Origin of the sequence: Kitasatospora sp. NPDC057692, from assembly GCF_042799475.1 — a bacterium.
Lineage (GTDB): Bacteria > Actinomycetota > Actinomycetes > Streptomycetales > Streptomycetaceae > Kitasatospora.
Genome location: NZ_JBHVIV010000093.1, coordinates 1 through 12,923, shown reverse-complemented (window position 1 = coordinate 12,923; position 12,923 = coordinate 1). Strand labels below are relative to the sequence as shown.

Below are 12,923 nucleotides of genomic sequence, written 5' to 3'. Positions count from 1 at the left end.
GAATCGCCCGCGCAACGTGTGTTTCCGGCTCCCGATCCTGGCACAACATCCACAAACGGACTCCCACTTTCTCAAATCCAGTGAACCGGACATGACCTGACGCTCGTACGAACCCGACCACTCCAGTGCTGTGACCACATAGGTACATCAGACTGAACAGAAGAACTTGACAGACATCCCATGAGCTGGCGTGTCAAACAGCAAGTGCATGGGCCGGGCGGGACCAGGCGGTTACCTCGTCCCGCGACTGCTTGTACTCGATCCGGCGGTCGTTCTCGTCATAGATCGAGCGGGGCTCGTCGGCCGGCGGTCTTCCGGTCGGGTCAGTGGCTTGTCGGAGCCATGGCCTAAAGTGCAGCCTCTGACAGGCTGACGGCCGGGGAGGGGGCGGGCGATGACCGAGGCGTGGGACCGGTTGCGGGCGATCATGGGCGAGCCGGTGTACACCCCGGCGCGGGTGCCGTGGGAGCTGGCACCGGACGAGCTCGGGGTTCAGCTGCCGTCGGATTACCGGGCGTTCGTCGACCTGTACGGTGCGGTGAACCTGAACGGCGAGTGGGGCGTGCGGTCACCGACGAAGCGCTCCCACGTAGCCGGCTCTCCGGGCGGCCTGGCGGGGTGGCGCTTCGAGACCGACACCGAGTTCCGGGAGCAGGTCGAGGGTGAGGACGAGTTCTGGGACCAGGAGCACACCCCCGTGTTCCCGGACCTGGGCGGGCTGCTGCCCTGGGGCATGAACAGCAACCACAACTACTGCTGCTGGCTGACCACCGGCCCGGACCCGGAGCAGTGGCCGGTGGCCTTCTTCTGCGACTTCGATGGCGTCAACGACGGTGAGCTCGACCGTTTCGACGGCGGCTTCGCGGAGTTCGTGGCGACCGTACTCACCGGCGGCTACGCCCATGAAGACGAGTTGCTGGTGCGCCCGGACCCGGAAGAGTGGGGACCTCAACCGATCCGACCGCTCTGGACACCCGCCTACGACTGGACCGGCAAGGACTGGGGCGCGGAGTGGGGCATCACCCGGTACCGGCCCACCGGGTCGACGGACATGCCCTGGACCAGGTAACGACGATCCGGGTACACCACCGTGACTGGGCCAAGGCTGCCTCACCTCGTGCGTGAGAGGAGGAACGGCCCCACCCGTGAGCTGGAGTGTCAAGCGGCGAGGGCATGGGCTCGGTGGGACCAGGCGGTCGCCTCGTCGTACGGTGTGCCGGCTTTCAGGCAGCCGTGCAGGATGCCGACGAGCCGGTTGGCGAGTTGGCGCAGGGCCGCGTTGAACTCGATGCTGCGGGCGCGTTGCTTCTCGTAGTAGGCCCTGGCTCCTGGGGAGACCCGCAGTGCGGAGAAGGCTTGGGCGATCAGGGCGTCGACGAGCCGGTCGTTGCGGACGTGGCGGGCGGTGACGACCTTCTTCTTGCCGGAGGCGCGGGTGATCGGGCTGGTGCCGGCGTAGTTCTTGCGGGCCTTGGCGCTGGCATAGCGGTGGGGGTCGTCGCCGAATTCTGCGAGTACCCGGGCGCTGAGCATCGCGCCCAGTCCGGGCTGGGACCGGATGATCTCGGCGTTCGGATGCAGGCAGAAGAAGTCCTCGACCTGCTCGTGCAGGAACTTCACCTGCTCGTTCAAGGTGACCAGCATCGCGATGAGCGCGCGCACGGAGACGGCGTAGGCCGCCGTCACAGCAGTGGGCTGGCCGAGGTGCTTGGCGCGCAGTACGGCCTGGATCTTGGTGACCTTGTCGGGGATGCCGCGTCGGCGGGCGCGCTTGAGGGCCGCGGCTATCTGCGTGGTCGTCAGCTTCGCAGCAGCGGTCGGATCGGGTGCCTTGGCCAGTAGTTCCAGGGTGTCGGGGGCGTCCAGGTCGTCGAACGCCAGCAGGGCGGCGGGGAAGTAGTCGAGCAGGGCGTGCCGCAGCCGTTGTGTGGTGCGGGTGCGTTCCCAGATCAGGGTCTTATGGGTACGCGTCACGACCTTGACCGCTTCGGCGTCGGCGGTGTCCCCGGAGACCGGGCGGAGCTGGTGGGAATCGGTGCGCACCATGTCGGCGAGCATGTGTGCGTCGGCCCCGTCGCTCTTGGCTCCCGACACCGCCAGGCGTTCCCGGTACCGCGCCGCTACGGTCGGTGGTGTCGTACTCGTGGACCGTGTGGTGCTTGCGGGCGCGGCGAACGGCGGCGAGCACGGTGCTGGTGCGGCACTGGTTGGGGCACGGCAGGAAGTGGCCGCCGTCCACGAGGGTGAACACCAGGGCGTGGTCGGGGCGCGGTCCGGTGGTGACGAGCCGGCCGCCGTAGTCGCGCAGGTCCTGGATGTGGGCGGCGTAGTACTCCTCGGCGGTCTGGGTGGTCATGGGGGCTGTCCTTCTTTCGGGTGCGAGTGCTGGGTGTGGATCGTGGTTGCGGTGTCAGCGCCGGGAGCGGCTCACCGCCGGGAGGCGGACTTCGCCGAAGCCGTCGTCCTCCAGGCCGGGGGTGCGTCGGCGAGCTGGTGTTGCCGCCCGGAGCGGCGGCCGGAGTACGCGAAGCCCCGCGCGGACGGTGAGGGCGGGCTACGCCTGGCCGAGGAGGAAGGCGATGGCCGAGGTGCCCTCGGTGCGGGTGGCGAGCGCGGCCTGCGCGCGGTCGTACGGGATGTCGATGCCGAACGCCTCCCGGGCGACGCGGCGGAGGTCGACCAGCGAGGCGCTGAAGCCGGTCTGTGCGACGGCCAGGTCCGCGGCGGCGAGGGCGAGCAGGTCCTCGCGCGCCGGGCCGGTCGGGGCCGCGCTGGTGAGTCGGCCGAACGCGGCCGTCCGCTGCCTGTCCGCTCGCTCGCGCACGGGGGTGGGTTGCAGGTGGCTCTCGCCGATCCGGCCGTGCCCGGCCAGCCAGTAGCAGACCGGGATGTCGAGGGCTTCGGCGAAGAGGATCTCGCGGCGGGTCGACTCGCCGAGGTAGAGCTGGTCGTCGGTGACGACGAGGACTTCGTCGGCGGTGGAGATCTTCGTCAGGTGCAGGGCGTCGAGCCGGGCCTTCAGCTTCTCGGCGTCTGCGGGGGCGGCCCACAGCGGGTGCTGCTGGCGCATGTCGATGCCGGGGGCGAGGACCATGCGGCCGGCGGCGGTCTCCTGGAGCGCGGCCTCGGCCATGTGCGGCCAGAAGCGGATGCTGCCGCAGATGGTGACGGTCGGCGGCAGGATGTCGCCGGGCGCGGGGGAGTAGGGCATCGGTGGGGCTTTTCTGGTGGAGTGGTCGGTGCGGAGGTCTGCTGCGGTCAGCTGGTGCGCGACGTCGGCGGTGTGGCGGATCGGCTCGGAGGTCTCGGTCATCTCGGCTCCGATCAGGCGGCGGGCGCGGTGGTGGGCGGCGTCAGGGCCCGGTCGGTGGAGGGCGCTCCAGGCGAGCAGCAGGATCACGGCGATCCCGATGAGGACGGTCTTCGGGGAGGCGCTGGTGGTGGTCTGCAGGCGCCGTGTCTCGGCGTGGATCGCGTCGCATTCGGCCTGGATGCCGGGGTGGGTGGGGGTTCCGGGGGTGAGGCCGGGCAGGATCGCCGAGCGGTGCTGGAGCTGCTCGTACGGGGCCGCGATCTGTGCCTCGTGGGATATGGCCAGGGCCACGGCAGGGTGCCTTCCGGTCGGCAGTGCGGAACAGGGCAGGGCGAGGGGGCGGGCCGGCGCTCCGGGCGCCGGCCCGCCGGGGTGGGTCAGCGCTGCTCGAAGGGCGAGCCCGGAGCCGGGACGGCCGGCCGGGGCTTCGCGGTCATGGGCTCGGGGGTCTGGATGGTGATCTGCGGCTGCACGTCGGTGCGGTTGACCACCACCGGGCGCAGGCTGAAGGACAGGCCGCGCAGCGCGAACAGCGACACCGCCGTGATGGCGGTGGTGGTCAGGCCGAGGGCGACCGGGCACCCGCTCGGCGGGGCGGCGTACTGGTGAAGCGTCGGTGTTCCGAACCTGCGCTGTTCCCGTGCCGGCTGACCCCACCGTGAGATGGGCCGCGAGCCCGTGGCGGCTATTCGGTGGCGCTGTCGATGCTCCGCAGTGCATCTTGCACTGGTGAGTGAAACGTCGTTGGCTGAGCACGAAGACCGTTGGATCATGAATCTTCGGGGCCTAGCCGTTACCCAGATCAGCGTTGGCTACCACCTGTTCCTGCACCTCGACTCGGATGCCCGCGTGGATCTTGGATGCCCCTTCAAGCTCACCCAGGCTCTCGGAGAAGGCCGTCAGGAGGTCCTCCTCGACCCGGGGAAACAGGATGTGGCGGCGGCACTCGGGCTGTTCGGAGCGAAGGTCTTGTCTGCGGTGGCCTTCAAGACCGGCTCACTGCGGCTGGTCTTCGACAACGGCTGCCACCTCACCAGCCAGGCGGACCCCTCGTTCGAGGCATGGGAAGTGGAAGCGCTCGGACCTGGAGGCTGGCGGATCATCTCGACGGCGGGCGGGAAGCTCGCGGTCTGGCCCGGGCCATCCATGACCTCCTGATACTGCTGACGAGGCGCTGTTCCGACTGCGGCTACTCCGTAGAGCCTCTATCGGTCATGGCTGGCTTCCGTCAGCAAGGGGCGCTTGTCGGAGGCGACCAGGGCGACACGCTTGAGGGCGGTCAGCGCCTCGTCGACGGGGACGGTGGTGGTCAGCTCGGCGTCGTCCGGTACGGGGAGCAGGTTGCGGTACTTGGGGAACTCGTCCTCCAGGAGCCGGGTGCCGAGGGAGCGGCCCGGGACGGAGAGGGTGACCTGGCCGTCCGACCAGCCGATGGCGACCGGGTTCTCCCCGGCCAGCGCCTTGGCGGCGTCGGAGAGGACCTTGGCGGGGACCAGGACGGTGCGGGCGGCGCGGCCGGCCTCCTCGGCCGGGTCCGCGTCGTCCTCGCCCTTGCCCTTCATTCCTGCCGGTCTTCGCGGTTGCCGCCGGGAGGGTGCCGGTGGGCCTCACGGCGAGTTCGCGGACCGCGAAGCGGTAGCGGTCGGTGGCGGCCAGGGTGAGGCGGGTGTCCTCCAGGATCATCTGCACACCGGTGAGCGCGGGCAGCGTGTGGTCGGTGCCGGCGGCGACGACGGACTGGGCGACGGCGTCGGCAAGCGCGTCGCCGTTCACCGTGAACACCGTGTCCGGCGGCGCGGGCAGGGCCGGGTACTCGTCGACGGGCAGGGTCGGCAAGGTGAAGCGCGCCGACCGGCACGTGACGAGCAACCGGTCCCTGTCCAGCTCGATGTCGACCTCGGCGCCCTTGGGCAAGGTCTTGGCGATATCGGTGAGGAGCCGGCCGGGGACCAACGCGGTGCCGTCGTCGGCGATCTCGGCGTCGTCGGGGCTGGAGGGGCCGCAGGAGGGGTAGCCGGTGTCCAGCACCAGGCAGTCGCCGTAGTCGTCGGCGCGGTCCACGGCGAGATCGTCGGTGCCGTTCCATCCGGGCACCAGGGCCATCACGGGGGCGTGGTCGGGCAGGCTGGCCAGCACCCGGGCGAGGTCGCCGGCGGTGAGCCCCTCGGGCTGTGCCCGGCGGCCGGAAGGGGCCGGTGCGCCCGGCTCGGCGGTGTCGGCGGCGGGCAGGTCGAGGTCGAGGGGCAGGGCGGCGGGGTCGGGCTCGGCGGGGGTGCTCTTCAGGACAAGGAAGCCGTCCCAAGTGGTGGAGCGCAGCGGTGCGACGTCGCGGCAGTCGAAGTCCGGGACGTGGAACAGGACGGGCAGCCGCTCGGGTACCGCGGAGATGAGGGCGGTGAGGTCGCCGGCGGTGAGGCTGGCGGCGCTGTAAGGGGTGTCCTCGATCCGCCACGGCGCCCGGCGGTCGACCGGGGACGCTTCACGGCGGCGGCCTTGAGGGCCTCGGTGATGGAGGTGACCGCAGCGGCGCCCCTCTCCTCGGGAGTGGCCGGGTCGGCGGTGACGGTCACGGAGATGCTCACGGTGTCCTCCACGGGGTCGCGGTGTCGGCCGGCCGGTCGGCCAGCCCCGGCCCCGGACGCGCCGCGCCCGCCCGGGGTTCGGCGGGGCGGGCGGTGTGCGGGCCGGGGGCGAGACGGGGCGGCCGGTCAGCGGACGTCGTTGTTGACCGTGCCCTTCCAGCCGGCGGACTGCTTGCCGATGGTGACCTCGGTGTGCCGGTGGAACATCGCGAGGACGGTGCCGGTCGCGGTGGAGCCGTCGCCGCCGGCGGACGCCGACGCCCCCGACGCCGAACCGGAGGTGACGACGCGGAGCTTGCCGAGCAGGGCCGCGACGCCGACCGCCACGACGGCCACCGCGCCGACCGTCTCCACTTGAGGACCTCGCCGATCCGGTCGGCGTGCGGGGCGACCTGGCCGATCGCCGCGCCCACCATCCACAGCGCGCCGCCGGCCGCGAGGGCGGCGAGCGATCCGTAGAGGACGCAGTGCCGCACCGCCAGCGGCAGGCCAGGGTCGGCCTCCGGGACCGGCGCCGGAGCGACGGGCTGCGGCTGCGCCGCGGCGGCGAGCGGGTTGTGGACGGGAACGGCGGCGACCTGGCCGTCGATGAGCGCCGGCACGAACGCCTCGTCCGTCGTGCCGGGGCGCAGGGGGACGGCGAGGCTCTGGCCGTCGAGGACGACCGGGCTGTAGCCGTCGGCGAGGAGGCTGATCTGCAGGTCGGCCGGGTGCTGGTGGTGTTCGGGGTGTGCCGGGCGGTGTCCACGACGGGGCTCCTTCGGGGCTGTGGGGGTGGGAGGGGGAGGCGTTCTGTGCGCGGCCCCGGGAGAGGCCGCGAGACAGGCATTCAGGGGTTGCCGGTCAGTCCTCGTCGGCCGGGCGGCGGTCGGGGAGGATCTCGGTGTTCCCGTGCCGGTCGATGTGCCGGCGCAGGCCCTCGGGCCAGGCGTCCAGGTGGGTGGTGGAGGCCGTGAGGACGATGTCGACGGCGGCCTTGCGGCCGGTGACGACCAGTCGCTTGAGCAGGGAGGCGAGCGGGTCGCCGCGCAGCTCTTCGATCCGGTCGACGATCAGGCGGATGTGCGGCTCGGCCTGGGTGGGGGTGTGCTCGGGTCCGAGGACGAGCTGGTCGAGGACGACGACCAGGCGCTCGTGCAGTTCGCGCTGCCCGTCTTCGAGGCCGAGGAGCCGCTGACGGCCGAGGCGGCCGAGGACCTGGAGGACGCCCGGCCGGAGCGCACCACCAGCACGTACGACGAGCAGTGGCTGTACCTCGAGCGTTGGTGCGCGCGGGAGGGGCGGCGGCCGGGGCCGCGGACGGCGGAGACGACGATGGTCTCCTACATCTCCCACCTGCGGCGGCACGGCGGGCGGGAGAGACGGGGGCTCCGGTCAGCTCGCTGCGGCTGGCGATGGCGGCGATCCGGGACCGCAACGCGGATGCGGGGTTCCCGAAGTGGCCGCCGACGCGGGCGGCGAACGCGCTGATCCGCAAGCAGGCCGCGCGGTTCGCACGGGAGGAGCGCACCCCGAAGTCGTCGCCGCCGATCGACCGCGCCCGGGTCGGCGATCTCCAGGCCGGGGCGACGGCCGACAGCGAGCTCGCGCGGTACCGGGACCTGGTGATCCTGCACCTGGGCTACCACACGCGGGCCCGCCGCTCCGAGCAGGCCCAGTACCGGATCGACTCGCTGGAGTTCGTGCCGCTTGAGGACGGCGGCGAGGTGATGGTCGTCGGCAAGCGCACGTCGAAGAACGATCACTGGTCGACGGGCAAGGAGTACGAGGTGCGGGACCCGGTGGCGATCGCTGTGGTGCGCCGGTACGTGGAGCTGCTCGCCGAGTACGGTCAGGCCGACCCGGAGATGCCGTTGCTGCGCGGCGTCACCAAGAAGGGCGGGCTGATGCCGGTGCCGGAGTCCGGAATCGGGATGACCGGGCACTCGGTGAACCGGGCGGTGAAGCGGATGGCCGTCCGGACCCCGGACTTCGACGCGCCGGAGGTGACCAGCCACGGCCCTGCGCGCCGGCGCGCCGACCGACCTCGGCGCGCAGGGCTACAGCGCGCCCGAGATCGTGTCGATCACCGGCGACCGGGCGTCCGAAACCCAGGCGGGAAAGTACGCCAAGGGCGGGGCGCGGCGCGGCGGCCGGGGCAGCGAGGGCAAGGCCCAGCAGGCGCTGGACGCGCTGACGATCGCGGCGCCGGACGGCCTCACACTGGGGTCATGACGCAGAGCCTGGCGGGCCGCTACGAGGGCCCGGTGATGATCGGCGGAGAGCGGTTCGAGCGGGCGGTCCTGGTCGAGCGCGCGGAGCGCGACGACGTCCTCGGGATCGTGCTGCGGCGGGGGTGGGAGGTGACCCTGGAGACCCGCGCCGCGCCGGGGGGCGTCCTGGCGTCTCGTGAGCCGGACGTGTTCGGCGACGGCCCGTGGGTGGTTGAACTGGGGGGGTTCGGCCCGTCACCGTTGGCCGCCGGCGCCGCGCCGGACACCCCTGCGGCCGGGCCGAAGGCTGCTGCGGCCGATGCCGGCGCCGGGAGGTAGGGTACTCGGCGGTCCCGAGAAGGCCAGGTGGGTGGCCCCAGCGCGAGCAGTGCGCCGGGGCCACCCGTCGTTCTACTCGTGGCGCGCACAAGGACCCGGCGCACGAAGCACGGGAGCGCCTCGTGCGCGCTCCTGCGCCCTCTACCGCCGTGCGGGTCGGATGGTCAGGATGGTCGGGTTCGTCATCCCGTACGCGGAAGGGGATTGAGATGGGTGCGCACGAGAGGCCGCCGGAGGAACTAGGCAAGGGCGACCCGCCGCCCGGGAACGCGGACGGGAAGCTGCCGAAGCCCGATCCGGGCAGCGACGGGAAGCACCGCAAGCCGAAGAAGGGCTGACGCGTGGACCTGGCGGAGCGGCGGTCCGCGCTCGACAAGGCGATGGACGCGCGCGGGGAGTGGCCTGAGCGGGCCCCGTGGCTGCGCGAGGCCGTGACGGCGCTGCCCCGGGACCTGTTCGCGCCGGAGAGGCTGTGGCGGTGGGACGGGCGCGCGTACGTGTCCGTCGACCGGCAGGCCGATCAGGAGGACTGGGCCGACGAGCTGTACGACAGCCCGGACGCGGCTGCGATCACCCAGGTGTCGGGCGGGCTGCCGTCCTCCAGCGTCTCCGCGCAGGGGGTGGTGGTGGACATGCTGGACTCGCTGCTCCTGGAGCCCGGGCACCGGGTGTGGGACATCGGCGGCGGCCAGGGCTGGAACGCGGCCCTCGCGGCCTGGCGGGCCGGGCCGGGCCGGGTGGTGTCCACCGAGCTCGACCCGGACCTCGCCGCGTTCGCACGGGAGCGGCTGGCGGCCGCCGGCCTGGACGTGGAGGTCCTCGTCGCGGACGCCACCACGACCGTGCCCGGCGGCGGGCGGTTCGACCGGGTGATCGCCACCTACGCGGTCGAGCGCGTGCCGTGGACGTGGGTGGAGGCGGCCGGGCCGGGCGGGCGGATCGTGTTCCCGTGGGGCCGGCTCGGGCACGTCGCGCTCACGGTGGCCGCCGACGGCCGCAGCGCGAGCGGCTGGGTGCAGGGGCTCGGGCAGTTCATGGCGGACCGCACCGGCCCGGTGCCGCCGTCGGCCGGCTCCACCGCATTCCGGGCGGTGCGCGGCGAGGGCCCGGCCGAGACGGAGCGGTACATCGACCGGGACTTCGATTCGCTCGAATCGGACGTGGACCTGAAGTTCGCGCTGCGAGTCGCCGTGCCGGACGCGGTGGTCAGCACCGGCCGCGACGAGGCCGGCGTCAGCGCCTGGGTCCACGACGGCGCGGCGTCCTGGGCGGTGTTCTCCGCCGTCGGCGACGGCCGGACCGTGCTGCACCAGGGCGGCGAGCGGCGGATCGGCGACGAGCTGATGCTGGCCTGGGCGCAGTGGGAGGGCCTCGGCCGGCCGGAGGTGTACGACTACGGCATCACGGTCACCCCCGAGCGGCAGTTCGCGTGGCTGAACCGTCCGGACGACGGGCCCCGGTGGCCCCTCCACGAAGCGGCGGCTGCGGCGTCGCGCTGAAGTCTGCGGGCCACCGACGGCCTGGCCTCGCCTTCCCCGAGCGGGCGGGGTCAGGCCGTCGCGGCGGCGGCCGTGTCGTCGGCGAGGGGCTCGGCGGCGGCGGGCAGCGGCTGGGCGGTGCCGCCCGGCCCGGGCAGCAGGAGGGTGTGGGTGCGGGTGCGTACCCCGGCTCGGCCGCGGCCCGTGCAGTCCACGGTGGCGGTGCGCGAGGTGATCATCCCGTGGCCGTCGCCGAGGCCTGCGTAGGCGCGGTGGCTGGTGGTGAGGCGCAGGGCGGCGCCGGGCCAGGGGACGGTGACGAGCAGGGTGGTGCCGGAGGCGCGCAGGTGGGCGGCGAGCCGCTGGTGGTCGCGCGGCGGTGATGGGCTGGAGCATGATCACGCCGCAGGCGCCGTCCTTGGCGAGGGCCGAGACCACCTCGCTCCAGTGCGGTCCCGGGGTATCGACAACCAACTGGCGGGAGTACGGCAGGCCGAGCGCGTCGAGCGTGGCCAGCCCGAGGTCGGGGAGCCCGACCGCCGCTACGACGACGTCCGGGTGCTGGGCGGCGCCGGCCGCGAGCGCGAGGAGGTAGTGGTCGTTGAGGACCTCGACGGGCACACCGCGGGGCAGGCGGCCGTCGGGGAGGACGGGGCCAGGGCGTCGAGGGCGGGCCGGGTGGTGGCCTCCAGGCGGGCCCGCCGCGCCTCCGGCGAGGTTTCCGCGAGAAGGTCGGCGAGTCGTCGCTCCGGTCGCTGCCGGCGGGCACGGCGGTCAGCACGGCGCACCCCGCCGGCTCCCTGGGCGCCCGACCGGTCCGGGGCGCAGGGTGCCCGGGCTGTAGGTGACCCAGGCGGTGGTGAGGGGCGGACCCCACAGCACGTGGGCTGCCCACCGGCCGGCGGGCAGCGGCCTCCACGCCATGACGATGCCGTGCAGCCAGCCGTCGCCGATCCGGATCACCGCAGGCGTCCACGCCAGGCGCTCGCGGTCGGCGGCCCGGGCGACCTCGTAGGCCGGCGCCCGGCGGGCATCGTGCCAGGACCCGACGGCCCCGGGCGGGGTCGGGCGGCGCGATGGGTAGCTCCGGGTCACAGAACAAATGCTCGAGTATTGGGGTTGAGCTGGGCAAACGTCAGATGATCAAGGCTCTACGGCAGGGCTGGCCAGCCTCGTCGCGCCCTCGCAGCCTTCGAACGCCCACGCGCTCTCCAGCGGCTCCGGGCCACCGGGGGCCGCATCGAGGCGGCGCACGAAATAGGACTCGACGCCGACAGCCAGGACCAGCAGGCGGCGGTGGGCGGCGGCGGTCTCCTGGAGGACGTCGCCCGGCTCGTAGCGGGGTACAGGTTCGCTCACCCTCCCATCGTCCCCCTGATGGGCCGAACACGGGTGGAGGTGCCCGCGCCGGGGATCGGACGTCCGTACGATGCCCCGGTGAGCGAGAGCGACAGCAACACCATCCCCGGCCCTGAGCTCGAACGGTTGCGGGAGGGCGTGCTGCAGGTCCAGCGTGAGGCGTCAGAGGCCCTCGCCGCCTGGGAGTAGGACCCGACCGACTGGGCCCGGTACGAGGGCGTACACCGCGGCGGGCCTGCGCCTGCACGCCCACCCGTACTGGGCCGCGGCGGGCGGCAACCGCCACGAGGCGCAGCAGAAGGTCCGGCGGGACGCTGCCGCGTCCGACGGGGCGTAGGCGGGGCCACGCCTTGCCCACCCGGCTTTGTGAGCGGGAGGGCCGGCGGATCCTTCGGTTCGGCCGCGCGGGTGACGGTGGGAGGGCTAGCGTGTGGGCGTGCCCGCGCCGACACCACCGCCTCCGCCGCCCGCACCACCACCTCCTGCGGTCCCGCCTGTTCCCGTTCAGCGGCACGGACCGCCGGTCCCGGGCCGTGCCCGGCGGCTGGGTGGTTGGTGGGCACGGCGGCACGCGCTGGGCCGGTTGCCCTACTGGTTGCTGACGCGTGCGAGCTGGGTACTGGGACTCTGCGCGGTGCTGTTCGTGCTGAACGGCTTCCTGCTGGGGTGGGCGCGGGCGTACGAGGTGATGGTGGGCCTCGCCTCGCCGGCCGCGGTGCGGCCGCAGTGGTGTGCGTGGCTGCTGTCGGTGACCGGGTGGGCCGCGATCCCGGCTTTCGTCGGGGGCATGGCCGGGTATCTCGTCACCGCGCAGATCCAGGCCCGCCAGGCCCTGCCGCTGGAGGAGGTCCTGAACCGCGTCCGTGAACTCTCCGCCCCGCCGTCTCCGCCACCGGGCGGGAGCGGCCCGTGATCACGCTCCACGACCTGCACAAGCGCGGTGGCGACGTCGAGACGGCCGTCCTCGCCTTCGGCGACCGGCACCGGCCCAGGACAACAACGGGCCCGAGTCCGGGGCCGGACTGGCAACGTGCCGAGGACCACTGGCGACAGCTCGTGGTCTTCCTGCTGGACAACGCGACACCGAAGCGGGGGCAGACCCTGGAGGACAGACTCCGGATTGCGCAGAACACCGCACTTGGCGCCCTGCTGTCCGGCGCGGTCCGCTCAGGTTCGCGGTGCCCGATCTGTGCCGGCCTGTCATGACAGCCCTACCGTGGAGAACGTGGTGGACGACGACGAGATGACACGAGCGATCGCGGTACTGCGCGGCGTGCTGTACCTCGCGTGCCCCGACGCCCCCTCCGCGGCCCTGACGGAGACGGCCCGCGCGATCGCCGAACGCGCCGAACGCGCCGAAGCACCTCAGCAGGCCCCCGCCGAGGCGGCCGGTCTCACGCTCTCCCGTACCCGGTACGAGCGGTTGGAGCTGGCCGGGGCGCACCTGTCCGGGGCCCGCCTGTCCGGGGCCAAACTGTCCGGGGCCGACCTGTCCGGGGCCATCCTGTCCGGGGCCGGCCTGTCCGGGGCCATCCTGTCCAGGGCCGACCTGTCCGGGGCCGACCTGACCGTGGCCGACCTGGCCCAGGCAGACCTGTCCGGGGCTATCCTGACCCAGGCCATCCTGTCCGGGGCCGGCCTGTCCGAGGCCAAGCTGTCC

At 73.1% G+C, this 12,923-nt stretch carries 16 protein-coding genes and 2 pseudogenes; 8 read left to right on the top strand and 10 right to left on the bottom strand.

The genetic code is table 11. The annotated features are described in order from the left end of the window. Positions 1–394: 394 nt before the first annotated feature. The gene (locus ACFVFS_RS34580) at positions 395–1,069 is read left to right on the top strand and encodes an SMI1/KNR4 family protein (protein WP_380628844.1); all 675 of its coding nucleotides are present in this window, start codon (positions 395–397) and stop codon (positions 1,067–1,069) included. 89 nt (positions 1,070–1,158) lie between these two features. On the opposite strand, the pseudogene ACFVFS_RS34575 reads toward ACFVFS_RS34580, so the two are convergent. The 3 genes and pseudogenes from ACFVFS_RS34575 to ACFVFS_RS34565 all read right to left on the bottom strand — a co-directional run. After that, positions 1,159–2,127 (bottom strand): annotated as a pseudogene (locus ACFVFS_RS34575) (IS110 family transposase); the annotation flags it as partial. 427 nt (positions 2,128–2,554) lie between these two features. Then, positions 2,555–3,604, bottom strand: coding sequence for a hypothetical protein (locus tag ACFVFS_RS34570; RefSeq protein ID WP_380628843.1), 1,050 nt, complete (start codon positions 3,602–3,604; stop codon positions 2,555–2,557). 86 nt (positions 3,605–3,690) lie between these two features. After that, positions 3,691–3,852 carry a hypothetical protein gene (locus ACFVFS_RS34565; RefSeq protein WP_380628842.1) on the bottom strand — a complete coding sequence of 54 codons (162 nt, stop codon included), beginning with the start codon at positions 3,850–3,852 and terminating at the stop codon, positions 3,691–3,693. 190 nt (positions 3,853–4,042) lie between these two features. Here ACFVFS_RS34565 and ACFVFS_RS34560 point away from each other — a divergent pair, with 190 nt between their 5' ends. Then, entirely contained in the window at positions 4,043–4,471 is a 429-nt protein-coding gene (locus tag ACFVFS_RS34560) for a DUF6188 family protein (protein ID WP_380628841.1), read from the top strand. Between the two features lie 47 nt (positions 4,472–4,518). Here the strand turns inward: ACFVFS_RS34560 and ACFVFS_RS34555 are convergent, their stop codons facing one another. The 4 genes and pseudogenes from ACFVFS_RS34555 to ACFVFS_RS34540 all read right to left on the bottom strand — a co-directional run bounded on the left by ACFVFS_RS34555 (position 4,519) and on the right by ACFVFS_RS34540 (position 7,230). Continuing rightward, positions 4,519–4,875 (bottom strand): hypothetical protein, encoded by a 357-nt coding sequence (locus tag ACFVFS_RS34555; RefSeq protein WP_380628840.1) that lies wholly within the window; start codon positions 4,873–4,875, stop codon positions 4,519–4,521. Between the two features lie 103 nt (positions 4,876–4,978). Then, positions 4,979–5,416: pseudogene (locus ACFVFS_RS34550) on the bottom strand (hypothetical protein); the annotation flags it as partial. 605 nt (positions 5,417–6,021) lie between these two features. Next, a complete protein-coding gene (locus ACFVFS_RS34545; protein WP_380628839.1) occupies positions 6,022–6,249 on the bottom strand; it encodes a hypothetical protein in 228 nt (75 codons plus the stop codon). 489 nt (positions 6,250–6,738) lie between these two features. Continuing rightward, a complete protein-coding gene (locus tag ACFVFS_RS34540; RefSeq protein WP_380628838.1) occupies positions 6,739–7,230 on the bottom strand; it encodes a hypothetical protein in 492 nt (163 codons plus the stop codon). A 59-nt stretch (positions 7,231–7,289) separates the two neighbouring features. Here ACFVFS_RS34540 and ACFVFS_RS34535 point away from each other — a divergent pair, with 59 nt between their 5' ends. The 3 genes from ACFVFS_RS34535 to ACFVFS_RS34525 all read left to right on the top strand — a co-directional run bounded on the left by ACFVFS_RS34535 (position 7,290) and on the right by ACFVFS_RS34525 (position 9,925). Next, positions 7,290–8,426 (top strand): hypothetical protein, encoded by a 1,137-nt coding sequence (locus tag ACFVFS_RS34535; RefSeq protein WP_380628837.1) that lies wholly within the window; start codon positions 7,290–7,292, stop codon positions 8,424–8,426. A 209-nt stretch (positions 8,427–8,635) separates the two neighbouring features. Then, a complete protein-coding gene (locus tag ACFVFS_RS34530; protein WP_380628836.1) occupies positions 8,636–8,764 on the top strand; it encodes a hypothetical protein in 129 nt (42 codons plus the stop codon). 3 nt (positions 8,765–8,767) lie between these two features. Then, complete coding sequence (locus tag ACFVFS_RS34525; protein ID WP_380628835.1) at positions 8,768–9,925, top strand: methyltransferase domain-containing protein; 1,158 nt, start codon at positions 8,768–8,770, stop codon at positions 9,923–9,925. A gap of 50 nt (positions 9,926–9,975) precedes the next feature. On the opposite strand, the gene ACFVFS_RS34520 is transcribed toward ACFVFS_RS34525, so the two are convergent. The 3 genes from ACFVFS_RS34520 to ACFVFS_RS34510 all read right to left on the bottom strand — a co-directional run bounded on the left by ACFVFS_RS34520 (position 9,976) and on the right by ACFVFS_RS34510 (position 11,263). Continuing rightward, a complete protein-coding gene (locus ACFVFS_RS34520; RefSeq protein ID WP_380628834.1) occupies positions 9,976–10,143 on the bottom strand; it encodes a hypothetical protein in 168 nt (55 codons plus the stop codon). A gap of 535 nt (positions 10,144–10,678) precedes the next feature. Further along, positions 10,679–10,999 carry a hypothetical protein gene (locus tag ACFVFS_RS34515; RefSeq protein WP_380628833.1) on the bottom strand — a complete coding sequence of 107 codons (321 nt, stop codon included), beginning with the start codon at positions 10,997–10,999 and terminating at the stop codon, positions 10,679–10,681. A gap of 48 nt (positions 11,000–11,047) precedes the next feature. Then, complete coding sequence (locus ACFVFS_RS34510) at positions 11,048–11,263, bottom strand: hypothetical protein (RefSeq protein ID WP_380628832.1); 216 nt, start codon at positions 11,261–11,263, stop codon at positions 11,048–11,050. A gap of 583 nt (positions 11,264–11,846) precedes the next feature. Here ACFVFS_RS34510 and ACFVFS_RS34505 point away from each other — a divergent pair. The 3 genes from ACFVFS_RS34505 to ACFVFS_RS34495 form a co-directional block, all read left to right on the top strand. Next, complete coding sequence (locus ACFVFS_RS34505; RefSeq protein WP_380628831.1) at positions 11,847–12,176, top strand: DUF6313 family protein; 330 nt, start codon at positions 11,847–11,849, stop codon at positions 12,174–12,176. After that, on the top strand, positions 12,173–12,469 hold the full coding sequence (locus tag ACFVFS_RS34500; RefSeq protein WP_380628830.1) for a hypothetical protein: 297 nt from the start codon (positions 12,173–12,175) through the stop codon (positions 12,467–12,469). The genes ACFVFS_RS34505 and ACFVFS_RS34500 overlap by 4 nt, the downstream gene beginning before the upstream one ends. 19 nt (positions 12,470–12,488) lie before the next feature. Continuing rightward, positions 12,489–12,923, top strand: a 435-nt coding sequence (locus tag ACFVFS_RS34495) for a pentapeptide repeat-containing protein (RefSeq protein WP_380628829.1), incomplete at its 3' end; no start/stop codon positions are given.